Here is a 23,803-nt window from a genome sequence, read left to right on the forward strand (position 1 = left end):
GAGCTCGGAGAGAGCCAGGCAGCGGGCAGTTCCGCCGAAGCTACTGCTCCGAAGCGCGTCAAGACTCAGTCGTCGGCAGGCACTTCGCCCGCCTCCGCCGCCCGGACCGCCTCGCGTCCGGCCGCCTCCTCGCTCATCCCGAGCCGCCAGTAGCCGGTGAAGCAGATCAGCCGCTTGGCGATCTCGCGCTCCCGCACCAGGTGGCGTCGCACCGCCTTCACCACGCCCGCCTCTCCCGACACCCACGCGTACGGCGTCCCGCCCGGGAACGTCGCCGCGCGCACCGCCTCCAGCAACGCCTCGCCCAACGGCCGCGCGCCGCGGACCACCCAGTGGATCTCCACCGCTCCGCGCGTCTCGAACACCTGCCGCTCCGCGCGGTCGCCCAGCTCGACGTACACCGAAGCCCGCGCGCCCGGCGGGAGCTGCTCGATGATCGCGCCGATCGCGGGCAGCGCCGTCTCGTCGCCCACCAGCAACTGCCAGCCGCATTCCTCGGGCAGCGCGTACAGCCCGTACGGCCCGGTGAACACCACCCGGTCGCCCGGCCGCACCCGCGCCGCCCACGCCGAGGCCGGCCCCGAATCGCCGTGCAGGACGAACTCGACGTCGAGCTCCGCCACCTCCGGGCGGTGGGCCCGGACCGTGTACGTCCGCATCGGCGGCCGGACGGCGTCCGGCATCGCCAGGTACGTCCGGTACCAGGACATCACGTCGGCGGCGGCCTCCGGCAGCACCGGCGCCGCCTGCCCCGGCAGCGGGAAGAACACCTTGACGTACTGGTCGGGCGCACCCGGCGGCACGTCGCGGAAGCTCTCCGCGGTGAACGTCACGCGCACCAGGTGCGGCGTGACCGGCCGGACGGCGGTCACCCGCGCCCGGTGGTACGTCAGGGCGGGGCGCTCCAGCTGAGTCGTCATTAGGCGAGGCTAACCTAACGAACGCGGTTCAGAACAGTCCTTCCGGCTCGGTTTCCTCCTCTCCGTCCGGTTTCCACCGGTACTTCCGCAGGTCGACGCGCTGGCCGTCGGCCAGGACGCCCTCCGCTCGCAGGCGCTCCAGCTGGTCGTGGACCAGGTGTGGCGCCGGGGTGCCGTTCGCGCGCAGGATCCGGTGCCACGGCAGGTCGTGCCCGTCCTCCGCCAGGATCGCGCCGACCAGCCGCGGCGACGGCGCCCCCGCGAGGGTCGCGATGTCGCCGTACGTCGCCACCGTGCCGGCCGGCACCGACTCGATGATCTCCCGCACGCGCTCGTGCAGAACGTCGTCCATGGCCCCTACTGTGCCCGACACCACCGACATTTTTCGGGGGTTCGGGTGGCGGAGCCCCCGACCTGGGGCGGAGCCCCAGATGTCACAGCCAGTTTTCGCAGCCGTCCGCCGCACCGCCGGGCGCCTTCACCGAACGGACCCCCGCTAAGCCGTGCCGGTGCGCCACCCGGGGGACCCGGCGTGGTTCCATCGCGGGGTGAACGGGAGGCGAACGGCGCAGGCGGACGCGCGGCTGGTGCGCACGCCGAACACCGCCACACCCGCGTTCACCTGGGACGAAGGCGCGCGGCGCGTGCTCTCCGCACCCGGCGGGTTCCTCCGCGTGCTCGGCGGTCCCGGCACCGGCAAGACGGCGCTGCTGGCCTCGGCCGCCACCCGCCGCATCGCCGAGGGCGCCGACCCGGAGAGCGTGCTCGTGCTCACCACCTCCCGCAAGTCCGCCGACGCGCTGCGCGCCGACATCACCCGCCGGCTCACCGCCGACCCCGACCTGGCGCGGCCGCTGCCCCGGACCGTCCGCGAACCCCTGGTCCGCACCGTGCACTCCTACGCCTACTCGCTGTTGCGGCTGGAGGCGATGGCCGAGGAGCTGCCGCCGCCGCGGCTGCTGGCCGGGGCCGAGCAGGACGTCGTCGTCCGCGAGCTCCTGGCCGGTGACCTCGACGAAGGCGCCGAGTACTGGCCCGAGCAGCTGCGGCCCGCGCTGATGGTCCCCGGCTTCGCCGAAGAGCTGCGTGACCTGCTGATGCGCGCGGCCGAGCGCGGTCTCGGCCCCGGTGACCTCGCCGAACTGGGTCGCCGCCGCGGGCGCGAGGAATGGATCGCCGCCGGGCAGTTCTGGGCGCAGTACGAGGAAGTCACGCAGCTGCAGGGCGCGGGCGGCAACGCGCTCGGCGTGGCGAGTGCGCCCGCGCTGGACGCCGCCGAGCTGGTCACCTCCGCGCTGCTCGCCCTGGAGGACGACGACGAGCTGCGCGAACGCGAGCGCACCCGCGTCCGGCACCTGTTCGTCGACGACGCCCACCACCTCGACCCGCTGCAGACCAGCCTGGTCCGGGTGATCGGGCACACCGCGGCCGAGTTCGTGGTGGCCGGCGACCCCGACCAGAACGTGTTCTCCTTCCGCGGCGCCGACGCGCGGCTGTTCGCCGACGTCGATCCGGACGGCAGCCGGACCGTCACGCTCACCACGGCCCACCGGCTGGCCCCGGCGGTGCGGCTCGCGGTGGCCAAGATCGGCGCGACCCTGCCGGGCGCGTCACCGCACCGCAAGATCGTGCCGCCCAAGGGGGCCACCGGCGGCAACGTCCGCGTCCGCGTGATGCCGACCCCGGCCGCCGAGGCGAGCTGGATCGCCGACCAGCTCCGCCGCGCCCACCTCGTCGACGGCGTGCCGTGGTCGGAGATCGCCGTGCTCGTCCGGTCGCCGGCCCGGACTTTCCTCGTCCTGCAACGAGCTTTGCGCGCCGCCGGCGTCCCGATCGGGTCGGCGACCGAGGAGCTGCCGCTGGCCAAGCAGCCCGCGGTGCGGCCGCTGCTGGCCGTGCTGAAGCTCGCGCCGTCGCCGGAACTGCTGGACGTCGACCTCGCGGAGATGCTGCTGTCGTCGTCGCTCGGCGGCGCGGACCCGTTGGCGCTGCGGCGGTTGCGGCGCGGCCTGCGCCGGCTGGAGCTGGCGGGCGGCGGCGAGCGGCCGAGCGACGAGCTGCTGGTGGAGGCGTTGCGCGGCGGCGACATCCTGGCCGGGCTGGCCGACGCCGAGGCCGAGCCGGTGCGGCGGGTCGGCGGGCTGCTGCGCACCACGCACCACGCCGTCGCGCGCGGTGAGGGCGTCGAGCAGGTGCTGTGGCAGCTGTGGCGGGAAAGCGGGCTCCAGGACAAGCTGCTGAAACAGGTCGAGCGCGGCGGGTCGCTGGGCGCGCAGGCCGACCGCGACCTCGACGCCGTCGTCGCGCTGTTCGACGCCGCGGGCCGGTACGTCGACCGGCTGCCGCGGGCGAGCGTCGCCTCCTTCGCCGATTACCTCGGCGCGCAACGCATCGCAGGCGACACGCTGGCGCCGGCGGCGGTCCCGTCCGACGGCGTCTCGCTGCTCACCGCGCACGCCGCCGCGGGTCGCGAGTGGACGGTCGTCGCGGTGGCCGGCGTCCAGGAAGGCGCGTGGCCGGACCTGCGGCTGCGCGGTTCGGTGCTGGGCGTCGAACGGCTCAAGGACCTGATGGCCGGGGTCGACGACGACGCCGTCTCCCAGACCGCGCCGATCCTCGCCGAGGAGCGGCGCCTGTTCTACCTCGCGATGAGCCGGGCGAAGCAGACGCTGCTGGTCACAGCGGTGTCGGGGGAGGACGAGCAGCCGTCCCGGTTCCTCGACGACCTGGAGGAGAACGGCGCCGACGACGGCGGGCTCGACTCGCGGATGAAGCCGCCGGGCCGGTCGCTGGTGCTCGCCGAGCTGGTCGGCGAGCTGCGCGAGGTGGTCTGCGACGACAAGGCCGACCCCGCGCGGCGGCGCCGGGCGGCGAAGCAGCTGGCCCGGCTGGCCGACGCGAAGGTGCCCGGCGCGCACCCGTCGACGTGGTACGGCCTGCTGCCGGCCTCCAGCGACGAGCCGGTGCACCCGCCGGGCGACCTGATCCGGATCTCACCGTCCACAGTGGAAATCCTGACGAAGTGCCCGCTGCGCTGGATGATCGAGCGCCACGGCGGCAGCGACCCGGCCCAGCTGGCGGCGGTGACCGGGACGCTGGTGCACGGGCTCGCCCAGGCGGTCGCTTCGGGTAGCACGGACGCGGAGCTGCAGCGGGCGCTGGACGAGGCCTGGGTGCGCGTCGACGCCGGGGCGCCGTGGTTCTCGCGGCGGGAGCGGCGGCGGGTCGAGCAGATGCTGCGGAACTTCACGACGTGGCTGGAGCGCAGCCGGGCGGAGCTGAAGGAAGCCGGGGTCGAGCAGGACATCGAGGTCGAGCTGCCCGCCGGGGGTTCGGACGAGGTCCGGGTGCTGCTGCGCGGGCGGGTCGACCGGGTGGAGCTGGACTCCGAGGGACGGCCGGTGATCGTGGACATCAAGACGGGCAAGGTCCCGGTGTCGGGGGCGGAGGCCGAGGCGCACCCGCAGCTGGCGGCCTACCAGCTGGCGGTGCTGCTGGGGGCGATCGAGGGCCGCACGGAGGCCGGCGGCGCGCGGCTGGTGTACGTGGCGAAGGCGAACAACAAGACGGGGTCGACGGAACGGTCCCAGCCGCCGATGGACGAGGTGGCCGGCAAGCAGTGGCTCGAGCTGGTGCAGAAGGCGGCGGCCTCGGCGGCGGGGCCGGATTACCAGGCGCAGGAGAACGTGGACTGCGACCGCTGCCCGGCGCGGGGCTGCTGCCCGCTCCGGCCCGAGGGGCGGCAGGTGCCGGGGCCGTGAACCATCCGGTGAGTTCGCTCGGTGGCGGGGAGAAGTGGTCCGGCCGGGGAGCAATGGACTATCTGGTGAGTTCAGGGGCGTGGCGGGCGGGCCTGCCGGGCTGGGGAGCGATGAACTATCCGGTGAGTTCGGCAGCGTGGTGGGAGCGGCTGCCGGACTGGGGAGCGATGGACTATCCGGTGAGTTCAGGGGCGTGGCGGGAGCGGCTGCCGGGCTGGGGAGCAATGAACTATCCGGTGAGTTCAGCGGCGTGGCGGGAGAGCCTACCGGGCTGGGGAGCGATGAACTATCCGGTGAGTTCAGCGGCGTGGCGGAAGAGGCTGCCGGGCCGAGGAGTGATGAACTACCTGGTGAGTTCAGCCGCCGCGTGTGAGCCGGCCGGCGGGCCGGGGCTTTCCGAGGTGCGCGCGTGAGCCCGCTCCTCATCGCCAACCCCGTCGAGCCCGCCGAACTCGCCGATGCGCTCGGGCTGCACCGGCCGACACCCGAGCAGGCCACCGTCATCGCCGCGCCCGTCGAACCCTCGCTCGTCGTCGCCGGGGCCGGGGCCGGGAAGACCGAAACCATGGCCGCGCGGGTCGTCTGGCTCGTCGCCAACGGGATCGTCAGCCCCGACCGCGTCCTCGGCCTCACCTTCACCCGCAAAGCCGCGCGCCAGCTCGGCGAACGCGTCCGCGCCCGGCTCCGCCGCCTCGCCGGCTCCGGCCTGCTCGACCGCCTCGACCCGACCGGCGGCCTGCGGGCCACCGTGGTCGCCGGCGAACCCACCGTCCTCACCTACCACGCCTACGCCGGGCGGCTGCTGTCCGAACACGGCCTGCGCCTGCCGGTGCAGCCCGGCGTCCGGCTGCTCTCGGAAACGTCGTCGTGGCAGATCGCCCACCGCGTGGTGTCCACTTGGGACAACGAGCTCGACACCGACCGCGTCCCGCCGACCGTCACCGCCGACCTGCTCGCCCTGGCCGGCGAGCTGGGCGAGCACCTCATCTCGACCGAGCAGCTCGCCGAGTACACGACCTGGCTGTGCCGCGTCATCGAGAACGCGCCACGCGCCAAGGGACAGCGGGCCGCGCTGCCGCAGAAACTCACCGAAATCATGGCCGCGCAGCACTTCCGGCTCGCGCTGCTGCCGCTGGTCGACGACTACCACCGCCGCAAGCGCAACGAAGGCGCGCTCGACTTCGCCGACCAGATGTCGCTGGCCGCCCAGCTGGCCGGCGGGTACCCGTCGGTCGTGCGCGGCGAGCGGGAACGCTACGGCGCCGTCCTCCTCGACGAGTACCAGGACACCGGCCACGCCCAGCGCGTGCTGCTGCGCGCGCTGTTCGGCGGCGTCGAAAACCCGCCGATGCCGGTCACCGCCGTCGGGGACCCCGCGCAGGCCATCTACGGCTGGCGCGGGGCCAGCGCGGCGAACCTGCCCCGGTTCACCACGGACTTCCCGCGCTCCGACGGCGAACGGCTCGTCCCCGCGCACGAATTCGGGCTGCTGAACAGTTTCCGCAACCCGCCGGAGATCCTCGACCTCGCGAACGCGATCGCCGAACCGCTGCGCGCCCGCGGCCTCGGCGTCGAACGGCTGCGGGCGCGCGAAGGCGCCGGGCCCGCGGACATCGCCTGCGCGCTGCTGCCGGACATCCGCGCCGAGCGCGCGTGGGTCGCCGACGCCCTCGCCCGGCGCTGGTACGCCCACCAGGAGCAGGCCGGCAAGCCGCCGACCGCCGCGGTGCTCGTGCGGCGCCGCGCCGACATGGCCCCGATCGCCGCCGAACTGCGGGCGCGCGGGCTGCCGGTCGAGGTCGTCGGGCTCGGCGGGCTGCTGGACGAACCCGAAGTCGCGGACCTCGTCTCGACGCTGAAGGTGCTCGCCGACCCGCTGTCCGGGAGCGCGGCGGCCCGGCTGCTGACCGGCGCCCGCTGGCGGCTCTCGGCGGCCGACGTCGCCGCGCTGTGGCGGCGGGCCGGCGAGCTGTCCAGCCCGGAGAAGCCGGACGCGCCGGAGCTCGTCGCCGAGCGCGTCGAGCAGGCCGGGCTGATCGACGCCATCGACGAGCCGGGTGCCCCGGAGCGGTACTCCGAAGAGGGCTACCAGCGGATCCGGCGGATCGGCCGGGAGCTGGCCGCGCTGCGGCGGCGGCTCGACCAGTCGCTGCCGGAGCTGGTCGCCGACGTCGAACGCACCATGCTGCTGGACGTCGAATCGCTGGCGCGGCCGGGTTCGGCGGGCCGGGCGCACCTGGACGCGTTCGCCGAAGTCGTCACCGACTACGCCGAGACCGCGCCGACGGCGACCCTGCTGTCCTTTGTGGACTACCTGAACACCGCCGCGCACGCCGAGGACGGGCTCACCCCGGGCGAGGTCGAGGTCGTCCCGGACCGGGTGCAGGTGCTGACCGTGCACTCGGCGAAGGGCCTCGAATGGGAGGTCGTCGCGGTGCCACACCTGGTGCAGGACGTCTTCCCGGGACGGCGGCGGTCGTCGTCGTGGCTGCGGACGGCGACGTCGCTGCCCGCCGCGTTGCGCGGGGACGCCGAGGACCTGCCGCCGCTGAACATCGCCGAGGGCTACGACCGCAAGGAAGTCCAAGAAGGACTGGAACTGCACGAGGCCGGGTTCGTCGAGCGGGAGCAGGCCGAGGAACGACGGCTCTGCTACGTCGCGCTGACGCGGTCGGAGCACGCGCTGATCGTCTCCGGGCACTGGTGGAACGAAAGCAGCAGCCGGGCGAAGGGGCCGTCGGAGTACCTCACCGAGATCGCCGATGTGCTGCGGGAAACCGGTGTCGGGCAACTCGCCGAGTGGGCGCCGAAACCGACGGAGGACGACGAAAACCCGCTGGTGTCGGACTCGCGGGCGGCGCGCTGGCCGGTCGACCCGCTGGGCGACCGCCGCACCGGCGTGCAGACCGGCGTGGAGCTGGTGTCCGAGGCGCTGGCGTCGTCCGAACCCGAGGAGGACGACGATCCGGACGGCTGGCTGACCGACACCGACGTCCTGCTGGAGGAGTGGGCGCGCAAGGACGACCACGTGCACCGGGTGCCGCTGCCGTCGCGGCTTTCGGTGAGCCAGCTGGTCGCACTGGCCGACGACGCCGCCCGGCTGGCGGCGGACCTGCGCCGTCCGCTCCCGGTGGAGCCCAACAGCTTCGCCCGCCGCGGCACGGAGTTCCACGGCTGGCTGGAACGCCGCTTCGCGGGCGACCAGCTGATCGAGATCGACGACCTCCCGGGCGCGGCCGACTTCGGCGAGGCCCCGGACGCGGACTTCGAGGAACTCCAGACGGAGTTCGAGAAGAGCGAGTGGGCGACGCGGGTCCCGGTGGCGGTGGAGGTGACGTTCTCGGCCGACGTCGAGGGCATCACCCTGCGCGGCCGCATGGACGCGGTCTTCGCCGACCCGGACGGCGGCTGGACGGTCGTCGACTGGAAGACCGGCTCGGTCCCGCCGGAGTCCCGCATCCCGGCGCTGTCGGTCCAGCTGGCGGCCTACCGGATGGCGTGGGCGGCGCTGAAGGACGTCCCGGTGGAGCGGGTCCGCGCGGCGTTCCACTACGTCCGCGCGAACCGCACGATCCGCCCGGCCGACCTGCTGGAGCCGGAAGCCCTCCGCGGCCTCCTCCGCGACCTCCCCGAGGCGTGATCAAGCCGGATCTCGCGTGATCAGAGGCGTAACTCGCGTGATTAGGGACGTAACTCGCGAGTTCCGGACTCAATCACGCGAGATGCGGACTCAATCACGCGAGTTACGCGTTGTCGCGGACCTTCAGGGCCCAGGCGATCAGGGGCCACTGCAGGGGGAGGCGGGCCCAGGCGATCGCGCGCTGCGGGGCCGGGGCCGAAGATGCGTCCACCGCCATCTTCACGTTCCCGGGGAAGACGCCCAGGAACAGCAGGGCCGCCGCGAGACCGCCGAGACGGCGGGTGCGGGGCGTCGCCACCGCGGCCGCGACCGCCAGCTCGGCCACCCCCGATCCGTACGTCCAGGCCCGCCGCGAGCCCGGCAGCGAGGCCGGGATCAGGCCGTCGAACGGCTTGGGGACGGCGAAGTGCAGGACGCCCATGAAGCCCAGCGCGCCCGCCAACACGTGCGCGGGCCGTTGCGAGGTTGCCATGAACTCATCGTTTCACGCGGCGGCGCGGTGTCCGGTTCGGCTATCCTCCGGGCGTGAGTGACGCTCGACACGAGCCAGCATGAAGGCCCTCAAACGGTTGCCGCTGGGCAGTCTCACCGATCGGCCCGACCACGAGCTCGTCGGCGTCCTGCGGATGCCGGAGCTGACGGTCAGCCCGCTCCGCTCGATCGTCAAGCGGATCATCGGTGCGCTGCTCGCGCTGCTGGCCACGGTGATCATCGTCTACGTCGACCGCGACGGCTACCGGGACGCCAACGGCGACGGCCTGTCCCTGCTCGACAGCCTCTACTACGCCACCGTCTCGCTCTCGACCACCGGCTACGGCGACATCGCGCCCGCCACGTCGTCCGCGCGGCTGGTGAACGTCCTGGTCATCACCCCGCTGCGGGTGCTCTTCCTCATCGTCCTGGTCGGCACCACCCTGGAAGTGCTCACCGAGCGCTCCCGCCAGGCGTTCAAGATCCAGAAGTGGAGGACCAAGGTGCGCGACCACACGGTCGTCGTCGGGTTCGGCACCAAGGGCCGGTCCGCCGTCAACGCCCTGCTCGGCGACGAGAACATCGCCCCGGAGCAGATCGTCGTCGTCGACACCGACCAGGCGGCCCTCGACGCGGCGAGCGCGCTCGGCCTGGTCGCCGTGCACGGGTCGGCCACCCGGTCCGACGTGCTGCGCGTGGCCGCGGTCCAGCACGCCCGCGCGGTCGTCGTCGCCCCGAACCGGGACGACACGGCGGTGCTCGTCACGCTCACCGCGCGCGAGCTGGCCCCCAAGGCGCACATCGTCGCGTCGGTGCGGGAGGCGGAGAACGTCCACCTGCTCAAGCAGTCGGGCGCCAACCAGGTCGTCGTCTCCAGCGAGACGGCGGGCAGGCTGCTCGGCATGGCGACGTCGACGCCGCTGGTCGTGGACATCATGGAGGACCTGCTCACGCCCGAATCGGGACTGGCGATCGCCGAGCGGGCGGTCGAACCGTCCGAAGAGGGCGGTTCGCCGCGGCACCTGTCCGACCTCGTCCTCGGCCTGGTCCGCGACGGCGTCCTGTACCGCATCGACGCCCCTCAGGCCGACGCCATCGAACCGGGCGACAAGCTCCTTTACGTCAAAAAAGTCACCCAGGCGGAGAAGATCGAACGCTGACCAGGGCACCTGGGTTTTGCCCGCGGGATCTGGAACCATGGCCGGGTGCCCCCGCGATCCCTCGCCCTCACGTGGCCCACGGTGGCGATCCCCGCCGCGGCGGGCGTGCTCGTCGTGCTGCTCGCGTGGCTGGCCGGGCCCGGGCTGCTCGGCATCGGCAACGACGTCCTCGGCGCGCCGGTGCAGGCGGAAGTCACCAAGCCGGCGCCCTGCGGCCAGGCCGACGCCAGGGAAACCGTGAAGTTCACCGTCGCCGGGAAGAGCCACGAAGGCACGCTCGACGGCTGCGGGCACGGCCAGGGCGAACGCGTCGAGGTCGCCGTCCCGGAGTCGCTGCCGGACCAGGGCGCGGTCACGGTCACCCTCGCGGACACGTCGATGGGCGCGTCCGACGCGCGCCGCCCGCTCGGCCTGGCGCTGCTGGTGTTCGCGTGCTTCTCCGGCGGGATGTTCGTCCACCTCTGGCTGAGCATCCCGCTGCGGCCCAAGGCGGCCGCGCCCAAAACCGCTAGCTGACCTCGGACGACGGCGCCGCGAAGGTGTTGCAGTCGGCGATCCGGTTGCTCGTCGCGCCCGCCCGCCACCAGGACGCGTAGTGCGCGTTCGTCCCGTGGTCGTGGCTTCGGGAGGTGTTGTCGCCGCGGGTCTCCTGGTCGTTCCAGGCCTTGTTGTACATGTCGCGGGTGATCGTGCCGCCCTGGTCGACGTGCGCGCCGAGGAACATCCCGGAGAAGCACTGGGCCTGCAGTTCCTTGCGCCGCGACATCTCCAGGCCGGCCGGGCTGTTCTGGCCGGCCTCGTAGATCTTCTGCCAGGCCGCGTCCATCAGCCCGGCGACCTCCTGCACGTGGTGGCCGTACTCGTGGGCGAACAGGGCCAGGTAGACGCCGGGGTTGTTGCCGTACTGGTCGGTCTGCAGGCCGCGGAACGGGACGTACAGGTTGTTTTCGCAGTAGTACGCGGCCGTCGCGATGCCGACCTGGATGGTGCCGCACTCGGTCTCGAAGCTCGCGCCGGTCGGGAAGTGCAGCGACGGCGGGGTGAACGGCAGGTGGTAGGCCTCGAGGAACGGGCCCCAGGCGGCGTCGAGGCACTTGCTGGCGGCCGTGAAGAACGCCTCCGCGCCCGCCTGCGTGCTCTGCCAGGCCGGCAGCGCGCAGACGCGGTTCTGCAGCCCGGCGTTCGGGTCCTGCAGGATCGGGTGGTCGGCCAGCTTGAGGATCTTCTGCGGACCGGTCGGGCTGGGCGTGGAGAGCTCGGTGGCCGGGTCGGACGCCGACGCCGGGGCACCCGCGCCGCCGGGCGGGAGCTGCTGCGGGGGGACGTCCTGCGAGGTCGGGACGTCCCGGAAGTTCGCGTTGGCCAGTGGGGTTTCGTCGCGGTTGAGGGCGACGATCGCGACCAGGCCGAGCACCAGCACGGCCACCGCGCCGAGGCTGACGCCGATCACCGCCGCCGGGGAACGGCGCTTCGGCGCGGACACGGTGTGCGGTCGGCCCAGCCACGGGAGATCCGGTTGCGCATCCGGCACCGGCGGCGGCTGGACGGTTCCGCGGGGCGGTACCTGGCCGGGGGGCGGTTGCGTCACTAGGCAGTCCCGAAGGGTCTCGGTACGGACCGGGGGTACCCGATCCCGCCATTCAGCATATCGGGGGAACGGGCCCTCTCGCACCCGTCCGTGCGCACCGCGTCACGGCGCACCGACGTCACCCCAGGTCTGGCCGGGTACAACCGGCTCTGAGAGAGTGTGGCCAAGCAGGTACTGCAGGCGAGGGGCTTCGATGACAGACACCGGTGGCGAGGGCGCCGACACGCCGACTCCGAGCCAGGGCGTGCCCGCGGCTCAGACCCCCGGATCGGGTGAGTCCAAGCGGCCCGAAGACCACGCCGCGTCACCGCCGACGCCGCCGCGCGGGTGGCAGGCGCCGGACGCGCAGGCGGCTCCCACGACCCCGCCCCCGGGCTGGCAGCACGGGCCCGGCTACCGGCCGGACGCGCTGCCGCCGTTCACCGGGCAGCAGCCGCAGTACCAGCAGCCGCGCTGGAGCCCGCACGGGCTCGGCAAGCCCGGCGTGATCGCGCTGCGGCCGCTCAACATCGGCGACATCCTCGACGGCGCGATCACCGCGATCCGCAGGCACGCGCTGCTGATCCTCGGCATCGGCGCGGTCGTGGCGGTGCTCAGCGCCGCGCTCACCTTCGTCCTCCAGAAGTACGTGCTCACCGACCTGGAGAGCTTCGCCACGACGGTCGACCTCGGCCCGGCGGCGACCGAAGAGGAGCTCCGCAACGCCCTCTTCGGCACGTTCGGCGACCTCTTCATCGTGCTCATCTCCTCGACGCTGGTGCAGACGCTGCTGCTGACCGTCACCACCGGCCTGATGGCCGCGGTGATGGGCCGCGCCGCACTGGGCCGCGAGGTCACCTTCGGCATCGCCTGGGGCGAGGTGCAGCCGCGGCTGCTGCCGCTGCTCGGCGTGGCGTTCGTCTACGCGCTGCTGAGCACCATCGGCGTCATGCTCTGCATCATCCCCGGCGTGGTCGTCTGGGTGTTCTGGGCGCTGGCCGCCCCGGCGCTGGTACTCGAGCGCGGCACGTTCCGCGCCGCGTTCTCGCGCTCGGTCAAGCTGGTCAGCGGCGCGTTCTGGCGGGTGCTCGGTGTGCTGCTGCTGGCCCGGATCATCGAGTCGTTCTTCGAGAACATCATCCAGCTGCCGTTCACCCTCGGCACGGGCATGTTCAGCGGCATGTTCACCCCCGGCAAGGTGACCGTGCCGAGCACCGGTGACCTGCTGCTGGCCTCGGCCGGGCAGATCATCGCCGGCACCATCGCGATCCCGTTCGTCGCGCTGGTCACCGTGATCGTCTACCTCGACCAGCGGATGCGCCGCGAAGGCATGGACATCGAACTGGCCCGCGCCGCCGGGGTGCAGCCGCCACAGGCATGGTGACCTTCCGGCTGACGGACGTCCCGGTCGACATCGACCGGGACGCGGCCCGCCGCGCGGCCGAGCAGGAACTTTCCGACCCGAAGTACCGGGACGCCCGGCCGAGCTTCCTGCAGGAGGTCGGCCGGTGGCTGGGCGAGCAGCTGGACAAGCTGCTGAACAGCCTGTCTTCGGGTGTGCCCGGCGGGATCTTCGGCGTGGTGCTGATCCTCGCGCTGCTGATCGTGCTGGTCGTGGTGATCCGGCTGCGCACCGGCAAGGTCGCCCGGGCGGCGCGGGCCGGCCGCGTCGTCTTCGGCGGGCAGCGCCGCAGCGCCGCCGACTACCGCCGGTCGGCAGGCGAGGCCGCCGCCGCGGGCCGGTTCGACGACGCCGTGCGCGACCGCTTCCGCGCCGTCGTGCGGTCCCTGGAGGAACGCGCGCTGCTCGACATCCGCTCCGGCCGGACGGCGGACGAGGCCGCCGCCGAAGCCGGCGTGCTGCTGCCGGACGTCGCCGGGCGGCTGCGGGAGGGCGCCCGGCTCTTCGACGACGTCCACTACGGCGGCCGCGAAGGCACCGAAGCCGCGTACCGCACGCTGACCGAGCTGGACGAGCACTGCCGCCGTGCGCGGCCGGTCGCCATGGCGGCCCCGTGACGACCACCGCCGGCGTACTCCCTGGCGCGGAGGCGGCATGAGCACCGCGGTTTCGCCGGACCTGCGCCGGATCTGGCGCGGTGCCCGTATCCCGCTCGCCCTCCTCGCCCTGATCTTCGTCGCCGGGGCGCTGCTGTTGCTCGGCCGCGGCGAGCAGGCCTACGGCGGCCTCGAACCCGGCTCGTACGAACCCGGCGGCGCGCACGCGCTCGTGAAGCTGCTGAAGGACCAGGGCGTCGACGTCCGGACCGTGCGCACGGCCGCCGAAGCGGACGCCGAAACCGGTGACGGCGCAACGCTGCTGGTCACCGCCCCGGACGTGGCCCCGGGCGCGCGGTTCGACGCGCTGCGGGAGCGCGCGGCCGACGTCGTACTGGTGACGCCGGGAGAGGTGACCCTGCGCGATTCGCTGCCGCTGGTGCACCCGGCCGGGCGCAGCGAAGTCGGGACGCTGTCCCCGCGGTGCACGGTCGCCGCGGCGGTCGCGGCCGGCGACGCCACGCTCGGCGGGATCGGCTACGCCTCGCCGGGCGCGCGCTCGTGCTACCCCGGCGAAGACGGCGGCGGCACGCTGCTGCAGCTCGCCGAGGGGGACCGCACGACGACGCTGCTCGGCACGCCGGCGCCGCTGACCAACGAGCGGCTCGGCGAACAGGGCAACGCGGCGCTGGCGCTGCGCCTGCTCGGCGCGCACCCGAAGCTCGTCTGGTACCTGCCGTCGGCGTCGGACCCGGCGCTGGAGAACTCCCGCCGGTCGATCTTCGACCTGATCCCGGACGGCTGGTACTACGGGGCCGCGCAGGCGTTCGTCGCGGTGGCCCTGCTGGCGTTGTGGCGGGCCCGCCGGCTCGGCCCGGTGGTCACCGAGCCGCTGCCGATCGTGGTCCGCGCGGCCGAGACGGCCGAGGGCCGCGCGCGGCTGTACCGGCGGGCGAAGGCGGCCGGGCACGCGGGCGAGACACTGCGGGAAGCGGCCCGTGGCCGGCTGCGCACCGCGCTGGGCCTGCCGCGCGACGCCGATCCGGCGGCGCTGGTGGAGTCGGTGAGCACGCGGACCGGGCGGCAGGCGGCCGACGTCGGCGCGGTCCTCTACGGCCCGCCGGTGCCCGACGACCCCGCGCTGGTCCGGCTGGCAGGGGAACTCGATCAGGTGGAACGAGAGGCAGGGCGAACTTGACCAGCGGTACCGAGAACGCGACCGGGGCCCGCGACGCGCTGATCGCGCTGCGCGCCGAGGTCGGCAAGGCCGTCGTCGGCAACGAAGCCGCCGTCACCGGGCTGATCCTGGCGCTGCTCTGCCGGGGCCACGTGCTGCTCGAAGGCGTCCCGGGCGTGGCGAAGACGCTGCTGGTGCGGGCACTGGCCGCGGCGCTGGACCTGGAGACCACGCGCGTGCAGTTCACCCCGGACCTGATGCCCGGCGACGTCACCGGGTCGATCGTCTACGACGCGCACAGCGGCGAGTTCTCCTTCCGCGAGGGGCCGGTGTTCACCAACCTGCTGCTCGCCGACGAGATCAACCGGACGCCGCCGAAGACGCAGTCGTCGCTGCTGGAGGCGATGGAGGAGCGGCAGGTCTCGATCGACGGCAAGTCGCGGCCGCTGCCGGACCCGTTCATCGTGATCGCCACCCAGAACCCGGTGGAGTACGAGGGCACCTACCCGCTGCCGGAGGCGCAGCTGGACCGGTTCCTGCTCAAGCTGACCATGCCGGCGCCCTCGCGCGAGGACGAGATCGGCATCCTGTGGCGGCACGCGCAGGGCTTCGACCCGCGCAACCTCGCGGCGGCCGGTCTCAAGGCGGTCGCCGGTGCCCCGGAACTTGCGGCCGCGCGCGAAGCCGTGGCCCGGGTGACGGTCGGGCCCGAGGTGATCGGGTACGTCGTCGACCTGTGCCGGGCGACGCGGTCGCTGCCTTCGGTGCGGATCGGCGTTTCCCCGCGTGGCGCCACGGCGTTGCTGGCGGTGACCCGCGCGTGGGCGTGGCTGGCCGGCCGCGACTACGCGACCCCGGACGACGTCAAGGCGCTCGCCCGGCCCGCGCTGCGGCACCGCCTCGACGTCCGGCCGGAGGCCGAGCTCGAGGGCGTCACCGCGGACGGCGTGCTGGACCGCGTGCTCGCGTCCGTGCCCGTGCCGCGCTGACATGGCGGTCACCGGAAGGCTCGGGCTGCTGGCGCTGTTCGGGGCGCTGGTGGTCGGGCTGCTCCTGCCGTCGGTCACCGGGCTGCTGGTGGTCGGCGCGGTGCTGCTGGTGCTCGTCCTGGCCGACCTGGCGCTGGCGGGCAGCGTGCGGGCGCTGGCGTTCGCGCGCTCGGGCGACACGTCGGTCCGGCTCGGCGAGCCGTGCGAGGTGCGGCTCGTGGTCGCGAACCCGGGCGGCCGGGCGGTGCGCGGGCAGCTGCGGGACGCGTGGCCGCCCAGCGCGGGCGCCGAAGACCGGCATGCGCTGCGCGTCCCGGCGGGGGAGCGGCGGGCGCTGGTGACCTCGCTGCGGCCGACCCGGCGCGGCGACCGGACGGCGGCGCGGGTGACGGTCCGGTCGGTCGGCCCGCTGGGTCTGGCCGCGCGCCAGGGTTCGCACGCGGTGCCGTGGACGGTCCGGGTGCTGCCGCCGTTCCACAGCCGCAAGCACCTGCCGTCGCGGCTGGCGCGGCTGCAGCAGCTCGACGGCCGCAACGCGGTGCTGATCCGCGGCCAGGGCACGGAGTTCGACTCGCTGCGCGAGTACGTCATCGGCGACGACGTCCGGTCGATCGACTGGCGCGCGACCGCGCGGGCGGCCGACGTCATGGTCCGGACCTGGCGGCCGGAGCGCGACCGGCACGTGGTGCTGGTCCTCGACACCGGCCGCGTTTCGGCGGGCCGGGTGGGCGACGCACCGCGCCTCGACGCGGCCATGGACGCGGCGTTGTTGCTGGCGGCACTGGCTTCCCGGGCCGGCGACCGCGTCGACCTGCTGGCCTACGACCGGCGCCTGCGGGCGGCGGTGCAGGGGTCGTCGGGAGCGTCGTTGCTGACGTCGCTGGTGAACGCGATGGCCCCGCTCGAACCGTCCCTGGTGGAGACGGACGCGCGCGGGATGATCGCGGAGGTGCTGCAGCGGACGCGCCGCCGCGCCTTGGTCGTGCTGCTGACCGGGCTGGACGCGGCGCCGCTGGAGGAAGGGCTGTTCCCGGTGCTGAGCTCGCTGCGGGGCCGCCACGAGCTGATCGTGGCGTCGGTGGCGGACCCGCGGGTGGCGGAGATGCTGACGGCCCGCGGCGACGCGGAAGCGGTCTACGACGCGGCGTCGGCCGCTCGCACGACGGCCGAGCGCAGCCGGATGACCGAGCGCCTGGTGCGGCACGGGGTGAGTGTGGTGGACGCGGTCCCGGAGGAACTGCCGCCGGCGCTGGCGGACCGGTACCTGGCCTTGAAAGCCGCCGGACGGCTTTAGGCCGCTTCGGGCAGTGCGTCCCCGGTGTCGCGGGCGTCGAGGTCGCCGACCTCGCCGTCCTTCGCCGCGCGCCTGCCGAGGGTGAAGACGTAGACCAGGAAGCCGATTTCCACCGCCACGCCGATGCCCACCCGCAGCCACGTCGGCCAGCCCGACGGGGTCACGAACGCCTCGATCACCCCGGTCACGAACAGCACGCACGTCAGCCCGAGCGCCATCACCACCACCGACCGGCCCTGCTCGGCGAGCGCCGCCGTGCGGGAGCGGCGGCCCGGGTCGATCACCGTCCAGCCGAGCTTCAGGCCCGTTCCGGCCGCGACGAACACCGCCGTCAGCTCCAGGAGGCCGTGGGGGAGCAGGAGACCGATCATCACGTCGCCGCGGCCGGCCGCGCTCATCGCGCCGATGATCACCCCGGCGTTGAGCGCGTTCATCCAGAGCGCGGCGATCACCGGCAGGCCCAGCGCGACGCCGAGGAACAGGCAGGTCGCCGCCACCCACGCGTTGTTCGTCCACACGTGCGCCGCGAAGGACGCCGCCGGCCCGGTCGAGTAATAGGACTCCGCGTCGCCGCCCGGCTTGGTCAGCTCGTTCAGTTCGGCCGCGGAGCCCAGTGACGCCCGCACGACCGGGTCGCGCGCGACCCAGACGGCGATCGCCACCATCACCGCGATCGACACCAGCGCGGCCGGGATCCACCAGCGCCGGGACAGGTAGACGGCGGCCGGGAAGCGGCGCGTGAAGAACCGGGCGACCTCGCGCCACGCCGGGTTGTGCGACCCGGAGACCGCCGACCGGCCGCGCGCGACCAGGTCCGACAGCCGGCCGAGCAGCGCCGGGTCCGGCGCGACCGACCGCACGATCGACAGGTGCGTCGCGGTCCGCTGGTAGAGCGTCACCAGCTCGTCGGCCTCGGGCCCGGTCAGCTTGCCGCCGCGCCGGACCAGCTCGCCGAGCCGGGTCCACTCCGCCGAGTGCGCGGCGACGAAGACGTCCACATCCACACCGGCCACCCTATCCGTCGATACGCTGGACCCGTGCTTGAGGAATCGGAGCTGGTCACCGGCGAAGCGGTCGTCCTGGACCTGCGCGTGGCCAAGCTCGCCAGCCGCGCGCTGGCGCTGGCGCTGGACGTCCTGCTGCAGGTGGCGCTGCTGATCGGGGCGGCCCTGATCCTCTCGTTCACGGTGCAGACCGGCGACGAGTCGCTGTTCGTCGCCCTGCTGCTGGTGTGCCTGGTGCTGGTGATGGTCGGCTACCCGGTCATCTCCGAGACGCTGACCCGGGGCCGTTCGCTGGGCAAGATGGCGGTGGGCCTGCGGGTGGTGCGCGTCGACGGCGGCCCGATCCGGTTCCGGCACGCACTGGTCCGCGGGCTCGCGGGGTTCGTCGTGGACTTCTGGGCGCTCGGGCTGTTCGGCGCGGTCGCGGTGATCGTGTCGCTGTGCTCGTCGAACGGCCGCCGCGTCGGCGACTTCCTGGCCGGGACCCTGGTGGTCCGCGACCGCGTCCCGGACGGCGCGGCGCACGCGCCGATCGCGATGCCGCCGGGCCTCGAGGGCTGGGCGGCCCAGCTCGACCTGACCCGGCTCCCGGACGACCTCGCGCTGGCGAGCCGCCAGTTCCTGGCCCGGTTCCGCGAGCTGCGGCCGGAAGCGTCGCACGCACTCGGCTGGGGGCTCGCGCAGCAGGTGGGCAACGCGCTGGGCACCCCGGTGCCGCCCGGGGTGCCGCCGTGGGCGTTCCTGTCGGCGGTGCTCGCGGAGCGGCGCAACCGGGACCACGCGCGGGCGTTCCAGGCGTACGTCGCCCAGACGCGGCCGGGTTACCAGCCGTACCCGGGGCCGCAGGCGGCTCAGCCCTCCTGGCCGGGGCCGCAGCCGGGCGGTGTCCCGCCGGAGCCGCCGACCCCGCCGTCCGGGACGCCGGTGCCGGTGGAGAACCCGTTCACCCCGCCGAGCTGACCGGCGCTACGAGACGTCGCCCGAGGGCGAAAGCCACGTGTTGCACTGCTGGTTGCGGTTCTTGGTGGCGCCGTGCTGCCACCAGCTGATGTTGTGCCTGGCGCTGCCGTGGTCGCGTTTGCCGTTGCGGGCGTAGTCGTCGCCGCGGTCCTGGGCGTTCCAGGCTTCGTTGTAGACGTTCTTGTCGACCGAGCCGCCCGAGACCGAGGCTGAGCCGAGGAACATGCCGGAGAAGCACTGGGCCTCGAGTTCCAGCCGGCGGGACAGTTCGAGGCCGGCCGCGGAGTCGGCGCCCGCGTCGTAGCGCTGGTTGGCGAACGCCTCGGTGATGCCCGACATGTTCTGCACGTGGTGGCCGTACTCGTGGGCCAGGATCGACAGGTACGGACCGGGGTGGTTGCCCCACACGTCGAGCTCGATGCGGTCCATCGGCATGTAGATCGTGTTGTTCGCCGAACAGTAGAACGGCGTGACGCCGGTGGTCGTGCCCCCGCTGCCGCACGGGGTCGACGATTCCGACAGCGACCGCGGCACCGACAGGTTCGGCGACTTGAACGGCAGGTCGGCGGCGCCGAGCATGCGCGACCACATCGCGTCGAGGCAGCCGATGCCGGACTGGAAGAACCGCTGGACGCTGGCCTGGTCGGTCGCCCAGCGGCTGAGTGAGCACGGGATGTTCTGCAGGCCGTAGTCCGCGCGGGCGAAGAGCGGGTTGTCGCCGGTGGCCACGACCGACCGCGGCCCGGACGGCGGTGGTGAGGTCGGGGTTTCCCGTTCGGTGGTGCGGGTGGCCGTGGTTTCTTCGGCCGACGACGTGCTCGCGGCGGTGGTGGTCGTCGCTTCGGTGGTGGTTTCCTCGGTGGTGGTCGGGTAGGTGCTGGCGTAGCCGGCGTCGGCGACGTGCCGCTTGTGGTTGCCGGACAGCGCCACGGCGGCGATGAGCCCACCGGCGACGGCGACGATCGCGAAGATGGCGACGGCGACGATGACACCGGTGTTCGACTTCTTGGCGACGTAGGGGGTGTAGCCGGGCGCGAACCGCGGCCCGAAGGAGGGCGGCGCGGCATAGCCGGGGGTGAAGACGGGCGGCGGCGCGGCGACGGGAGGTGGCAGCGGAGCCCGCGCGGGCGGCGGGAGCGGGCGACCGTACGGAGTCCCGTGCGGCTGGACCGGCCCGCCGGGTGCCCCGAAGGGGTTCGGCGGTGCGGGTGTGCCGGGCCCGGCCGGCCCGGGAGCACCGTGGGGGACCGGCCGGCCACCCGGCCCGGGCGCTCCGAAGCGGCCCGGCGGCCCACCCTGCCCCGGCAGCGGCCGCACCCCGGGCGGCGGCAGCGGCCGCGCTCCCGGCGGCGGCACCGGGCGGCGCGGATCGTGCGGACCTGGGCCGGAGCCAGGGACGTGACCGGGACCGGATCCGGATCCGGGGCCATGACCGGGACCGGGGCCAGGACCGCCCCCGGGACCCTGCGGGCCGTGCGTCATCGAGTGGAACCCCCCGTGCGATTTCCCCGTCGGAAGCGGCGTACCTGCGGTGATCGCGCCGTTCCGGGCGTCAGCATAGATCGGGTGCTCTAGGGTGTGGTGCTGTGTCGAAGAAATGGGCGGTCGCCGCCGCGGTCGCCGTCGTGGCCGTGGTGGCTGCCGCCGGGCCCGCCGGTGCGCAGGGGCCTTCGGCCGGGCCCGTCCTGCCGAACCAGCCCGAGGACCAGGTCAAGAAACCCCAGCTGCTCACCGGCCAGGACGCCCGGCCGGAAGGCACCACCGCCGACGTCGCCCTCAAGCTCCTGCGCGACGGCACCCTCTCCGTCACCGAGCGCGTCACCGTCCCCGGCGGGCAGCACCTCACCTCGCGCGTCCCGCTGAAGGTCCCGGCGAGCGACGACCAGGACCGCGTCTTCGCCGTCCGCGACGTCAAGACCGAGGGCGCCACCGGTGAACTCACCGGCGACCAGCTCGTCCTCACCTTCCCGGCCGGCACCAGCAGCGTCAGCTACACCGTCGACGGCGCCGTCGCCGACCAGGGCGGCCGGCAGCAGGCCCGCTGGCAGGTCGGCAGCGGCTTCGACACCCCGGTCGCCAAGCTGACCGCGTCGCTGCTCGCCCCTTCGCCGCAATTGTCCCCTGTGGACTGTTTGGCCGGCCCGGTCGGCTCGAGCCAGCGCTGCACCCTCGCCGAGCTCGACCACACCGGGGTCGTGCGGCTGGAACAGAACGACGTCCGCCCCGGCGACCGCGTCGACCTCCTCGTCGGCCTGCCCGCGGGCACCACGCCGGCGAACGCGGAGTTCGCCGCCATCGGCCTGCTCGCCAACGCCTTCGCCCTCACGCCACTGACCGGCATCGCCTTCGCCGTCCTGCTCGCCTTCCTCGTCGCGGCCGCCCTCTTCGTGTGGCGCCGCCGCAAGCAGGACGCCGGCGCGCTGCGCGCCGCCACCGGGCCGGTCGAGGTCCTCCTGCGCGACGGCGACCGCGTCTTCTTCGCCAGCCCGGACGGCGTGCTGCCCGGGCAGGTCGGCACGGTCGTCGACGAGACCGTCGACGTCGTGGACATCAGCGCCACCGTGGTCGACCTGGCCGTCCGCAACTACCTGTGGCTGGCCGAAGTCCCGGGTCCGGACTGGCAGATCGCCCGCCGCAACCCGCCGGACGAGCACCTCCACGACTTCGAGCGCGCCGTCTGCGAAACCCTGCTGCCGCCGGGCACCGACACCGTGCTCGTGTCGCAGCTGCGCGCCCGCGGCGGCCTCGACCTGCGCCGGATCAGCGACGCGATGTACGCCGACGTCGTCGGCAAGCGCTGGTTCTCCCGCCGCCCCGACACCGCCCGCGGCCGGCTGACCTGGCTCGGCGCCGGAATCTTCACCCTCGGCCTTGCCGCCATCGCGGTGCTCACCTTCACCATCGGGTACGCGCTGCTCGGCGTGGCCGTCGCGCTGGCCGGGCTCGCCGTCGTCGCGGTGGCCGCGCTGCTGCCGTCCCGCACCGCCCGCGGCCGGGCGCTGGCCGGGCAGGTCCGCGGCCTGCTCGACTACCTGCACACCGCGCGCGCCGAGGACATCCCGCCCGCCGACCGCGAGCTGGTGTTCTCCCGCTCGCTGCCGTACGCGGTCGTGCTGGGCGACACCGAACGCTGGCTCGGCGCCTTCGCCGCGCTCAACCCGGCGGCCGACGGCTCGGCCGGGCTGTACTGGTACGGCGGTATGGAGGCCGAACCCGACCTGCGCCGCTTCGGCGCGCACTTCCCGTCGTTCCTGACCGCGCTCGACGGCGTGCTCACCGCCGCCGCGGCCCGCTGAGGCGTGCTCACCGGGGCGCTGCTGGCGCTCGCCCTGGCCGCCGGCCCCGCGGACCAGCCGCCCCTGCCCACGGTGCCGCAGAGCGCCGAGATCCAGCTGAAGGTCGAGCGCGACGGCTCGCTGTCGGTCGTCGAGGCGATCTCGGTTCCCGACGGCCTCACCATGGACCGCCGGGTCGCGCTGCGCGTCCCCGCGGCCCACCACCGCGACCGCGTCTACGGCGTCCGGGACGTCGTCCTCGAAGGCCGCGGGACGGCGAGCGTCGACGACGACGTGTTCACCGTGCACCTCACCGCGGGCACCTCGGTCGTCCGGTACACAGTGGACGGTGCGGTGGCCGGCGACCGGGTCACCTGGGAGCTGGCCGGTGGCTGGAGCGCCGAGCTGAAGTTCCTCCGCGCCTCCTTCGCCGCGCCGAAGATCCCCACCGCGGTCGACTGCACCGCCGGCGACTTCCCCTGCGCGGCCGCGCAGATCGACCACGCCGGGCTGACCCGCTTCAGCCAGCAGAACCTCGCCGCGGGGCAGCGGATGACGGCGACCGTCGAGCTGCCCGCGGGCACCGTGCCCGCCGACGAGGTCCTGGTCCCGGCGAAGACGATCGCCGGGGCGTTCGTGCTCACCGCCCCGGTCGGCTGGGCCTGGGTCGCCTTCGGCGCGCTGCTCCTGATCGCGGCCGCGCTGGTGGGGGCGGCCCGCCGTCGTGACTCCCGCGCAGGCGAACCGGACAAGGTGAGCCTGCTCGCCGCGAACGGCGGGTTCGCGTCCCCGGCCGGGGTGCTGCCCGGCCACACCGGGGTCCTCCTGCGCGGCCGGGCCGGGCCGCTCGACCTGGCCGCGACCGTGCTCGACCTCGCCGTCCGCAACTACCTCTGGGTGAGCGAGGACGGGACCCGGCTGACCCGCCGCAACCCCGCCGACGAGCACCTGTCGCCCTTCGAACGTGCTGTCTTCGAGGCCGTCCTGCCGGACGACACGGTGACGCTCGCCGAACTGCGGCAGCGACGCGTCGAAATCCCCCGCGCCGAGCTGGAGGCCGACCTCGTCCGGCGGGGCTGGTTCGGGACGCGGCGGCTTCGCCGGGCCGGGATCCGGATCGCCTGCTACGGCGTCTTCCTCACCGCCCTGCTGGCCCTGACCGTCGGGTACGCCCAGCTCGGCCTGATCCTCGCGCTGGCGGGGGTCGCCGCCGTCGCCGCTTCTGCCGCCCTGCCCGCGCGGCGGCGAGCGGGCGCCGAGGTCGCCCGCCGGCTCCGCGGCGTCGCCGCGGTCCGGGCGAAGGACTTCGACAAGCCGCAGCGCGAGCTGGTCTTCTCCCGCGGCCTGCCGTACGCGCTCGCTCTGGGCGAACTGGCCCCCTGGGTGGCCGGGTTCGACGGCCTGAAGCACCCGCCGCGGGTCTACTGGCACGCCGGCGACATCACCCCTGACCAGGCCGGATCCTTCGCGGCCGGGTTGGCGGGGACGTTCGCCGCCGCCCGCCGCGGCCGCCTGCTCGACGGCGCGGCCGGTGACACCCCTTCTCAGCAGCCAGTCGGGACGCAGAGCACCGCCTCGCCGTCGTAG

Annotated in this window: 19 protein-coding genes; 13 read left to right on the forward strand and 6 right to left on the reverse strand. The window is 74.1% G+C overall.

All coding sequences use genetic code 11. The features are described 5' to 3' along the window. Positions 1-65: 65 nt before the first annotated feature. Complete coding sequence (locus ABZX11_RS30665; protein WP_354919412.1) at positions 66-920, reverse strand: siderophore-interacting protein; 855 nt, start codon at positions 918-920, stop codon at positions 66-68. A gap of 28 nt (positions 921-948) precedes the next feature. Then, entirely contained in the window at positions 949-1,272 is a 324-nt protein-coding gene (locus ABZX11_RS30670) for an MGMT family protein (RefSeq protein WP_354919415.1), read from the reverse strand. A gap of 235 nt (positions 1,273-1,507) precedes the next feature. Between ABZX11_RS30670 and ABZX11_RS30675 the strand changes: the two genes are divergently transcribed. From ABZX11_RS30675 to ABZX11_RS30685, 3 genes are read left to right on the forward strand one after another with little or no spacing between them, the layout of a single operon-like run. Continuing rightward, the gene (locus ABZX11_RS30675; protein ID WP_354919596.1) at positions 1,508-4,681 is read left to right on the forward strand and encodes an ATP-dependent DNA helicase; all 3,174 of its coding nucleotides are present in this window, start codon (positions 1,508-1,510) and stop codon (positions 4,679-4,681) included. A gap of 53 nt (positions 4,682-4,734) precedes the next feature. Next, positions 4,735-5,094 (forward strand): hypothetical protein, encoded by a 360-nt coding sequence (locus ABZX11_RS30680; protein ID WP_354919418.1) that lies wholly within the window; start codon positions 4,735-4,737, stop codon positions 5,092-5,094. Further along, complete coding sequence (locus ABZX11_RS30685) at positions 5,091-8,321, forward strand: ATP-dependent DNA helicase (protein WP_354919421.1); 3,231 nt, start codon at positions 5,091-5,093, stop codon at positions 8,319-8,321. Before ABZX11_RS30680 ends, ABZX11_RS30685 begins: the two co-directional genes overlap by 4 nt. A gap of 103 nt (positions 8,322-8,424) precedes the next feature. On the opposite strand, the gene ABZX11_RS30690 is transcribed toward ABZX11_RS30685, so the two are convergent. Continuing rightward, the gene (locus ABZX11_RS30690; RefSeq protein WP_176172906.1) at positions 8,425-8,793 is read right to left on the reverse strand and encodes a hypothetical protein; all 369 of its coding nucleotides are present in this window, start codon (positions 8,791-8,793) and stop codon (positions 8,425-8,427) included. 79 nt (positions 8,794-8,872) lie between these two features. Between ABZX11_RS30690 and ABZX11_RS30695 the strand changes: the two genes are divergently transcribed. Both ABZX11_RS30695 and ABZX11_RS30700 read left to right on the forward strand, forming a co-directional pair. Next, entirely contained in the window at positions 8,873-9,952 is a 1,080-nt protein-coding gene (locus ABZX11_RS30695; RefSeq protein WP_354919424.1) for a potassium channel family protein, read from the forward strand. Positions 9,953-10,033: 81 nt separating this feature from the next. Further along, complete coding sequence (locus ABZX11_RS30700; RefSeq protein WP_176177934.1) at positions 10,034-10,468, forward strand: hypothetical protein; 435 nt, start codon at positions 10,034-10,036, stop codon at positions 10,466-10,468. On the opposite strand, the gene ABZX11_RS30705 is transcribed toward ABZX11_RS30700, so the two are convergent. Beyond that, positions 10,461-11,435 (reverse strand): neutral zinc metallopeptidase, encoded by a 975-nt coding sequence (locus tag ABZX11_RS30705; protein ID WP_354919427.1) that lies wholly within the window; start codon positions 11,433-11,435, stop codon positions 10,461-10,463. The genes ABZX11_RS30700 and ABZX11_RS30705 overlap by 8 nt on opposite strands. A 298-nt stretch (positions 11,436-11,733) precedes the next feature. Between ABZX11_RS30705 and ABZX11_RS30710 the strand changes: the two genes are divergently transcribed. The 5 genes from ABZX11_RS30710 to ABZX11_RS30730 are packed head-to-tail and all read left to right on the forward strand — an operon-like array spanning position 11,734 to position 16,977. After that, on the forward strand, positions 11,734-12,903 hold the full coding sequence (locus ABZX11_RS30710) for a proline-rich domain-containing protein (protein WP_176172903.1): 1,170 nt from the start codon (positions 11,734-11,736) through the stop codon (positions 12,901-12,903). Then, positions 12,897-13,538: a DUF4129 domain-containing protein gene (locus ABZX11_RS30715; RefSeq protein WP_176172902.1), complete on the forward strand. Its 642-nt coding sequence runs from the start codon at positions 12,897-12,899 to the stop codon at positions 13,536-13,538. Before ABZX11_RS30710 ends, ABZX11_RS30715 begins: the two co-directional genes overlap by 7 nt. 37 nt (positions 13,539-13,575) lie before the next feature. Further along, on the forward strand, positions 13,576-14,715 hold the full coding sequence (locus ABZX11_RS30720) for a DUF4350 domain-containing protein (RefSeq protein ID WP_354919431.1): 1,140 nt from the start codon (positions 13,576-13,578) through the stop codon (positions 14,713-14,715). Further along, positions 14,712-15,683, forward strand: a complete 972-nt coding sequence (locus ABZX11_RS30725) for a MoxR family ATPase (RefSeq protein ID WP_176172900.1) — start codon at positions 14,712-14,714, stop codon at positions 15,681-15,683. Before ABZX11_RS30720 ends, ABZX11_RS30725 begins: the two co-directional genes overlap by 4 nt. Before the next feature lies 1 nt (position 15,684). Further along, on the forward strand, positions 15,685-16,977 hold the full coding sequence (locus ABZX11_RS30730; RefSeq protein WP_176172899.1) for a DUF58 domain-containing protein: 1,293 nt from the start codon (positions 15,685-15,687) through the stop codon (positions 16,975-16,977). On the opposite strand, the gene ABZX11_RS30735 is transcribed toward ABZX11_RS30730, so the two are convergent. Further along, positions 16,974-17,981, reverse strand: a complete 1,008-nt coding sequence (locus ABZX11_RS30735; protein ID WP_176172898.1) for a stage II sporulation protein M — start codon at positions 17,979-17,981, stop codon at positions 16,974-16,976. The genes ABZX11_RS30730 and ABZX11_RS30735 overlap by 4 nt on opposite strands. Before the next feature lie 33 nt (positions 17,982-18,014). On the opposite strand from ABZX11_RS30735, the gene ABZX11_RS30740 reads away from it, so the two are divergent. After that, a complete protein-coding gene (locus tag ABZX11_RS30740) occupies positions 18,015-18,941 on the forward strand; it encodes an RDD family protein (protein ID WP_354919436.1) in 927 nt (308 codons plus the stop codon). A gap of 6 nt (positions 18,942-18,947) precedes the next feature. Here the strand turns inward: ABZX11_RS30740 and ABZX11_RS30745 are convergent, their stop codons facing one another. Beyond that, positions 18,948-20,297 carry a neutral zinc metallopeptidase gene (locus ABZX11_RS30745; RefSeq protein WP_354919439.1) on the reverse strand — a complete coding sequence of 450 codons (1,350 nt, stop codon included), beginning with the start codon at positions 20,295-20,297 and terminating at the stop codon, positions 18,948-18,950. 230 nt (positions 20,298-20,527) lie between these two features. Between ABZX11_RS30745 and ABZX11_RS30750 the strand changes: the two genes are divergently transcribed. Then, entirely contained in the window at positions 20,528-22,237 is a 1,710-nt protein-coding gene (locus ABZX11_RS30750; RefSeq protein ID WP_354919442.1) for a DUF2207 domain-containing protein, read from the forward strand. Between the two features lie 3 nt (positions 22,238-22,240). Beyond that, positions 22,241-23,803, forward strand: coding sequence for a DUF2207 domain-containing protein (locus ABZX11_RS30755; protein WP_354919445.1), 1,563 nt, complete (start codon positions 22,241-22,243; stop codon positions 23,801-23,803).

The organism is Amycolatopsis sp. NPDC004169 (genome assembly GCF_040610315.1).
Taxonomy (GTDB): domain Bacteria; phylum Actinomycetota; class Actinomycetes; order Mycobacteriales; family Pseudonocardiaceae; genus Amycolatopsis.

Excerpts from the sequence above, each read along its gene's own strand:
- ABZX11_RS30730 (WP_176172899.1), top strand. The coding sequence starts at position 15,685 with ATGGCGGTCACCGGAAGGCTCGGGCTGCTGGCGCTGTTCGGGGCGCTG.
- ABZX11_RS30690 (WP_176172906.1), bottom strand. The coding sequence starts at position 8,793 with ATGGCAACCTCGCAACGGCCCGCGCACGTGTTGGCGGGCGCGCTGGGC.
- ABZX11_RS30715 (WP_176172902.1), top strand. The coding sequence starts at position 12,897 with ATGGTGACCTTCCGGCTGACGGACGTCCCGGTCGACATCGACCGGGAC.
- ABZX11_RS30695 (WP_354919424.1), top strand. The coding sequence starts at position 8,873 with ATGAAGGCCCTCAAACGGTTGCCGCTGGGCAGTCTCACCGATCGGCCC.
- ABZX11_RS30670 (WP_354919415.1), bottom strand. The coding sequence starts at position 1,272 with ATGGACGACGTTCTGCACGAGCGCGTGCGGGAGATCATCGAGTCGGTG.
- ABZX11_RS30680 (WP_354919418.1), top strand. The coding sequence starts at position 4,735 with ATGGACTATCTGGTGAGTTCAGGGGCGTGGCGGGCGGGCCTGCCGGGC.
- ABZX11_RS30710 (WP_176172903.1), top strand. The coding sequence starts at position 11,734 with ATGACAGACACCGGTGGCGAGGGCGCCGACACGCCGACTCCGAGCCAG.
- ABZX11_RS30720 (WP_354919431.1), top strand. The coding sequence starts at position 13,576 with ATGAGCACCGCGGTTTCGCCGGACCTGCGCCGGATCTGGCGCGGTGCC.
- ABZX11_RS30665 (WP_354919412.1), bottom strand. The coding sequence starts at position 920 with ATGACGACTCAGCTGGAGCGCCCCGCCCTGACGTACCACCGGGCGCGG.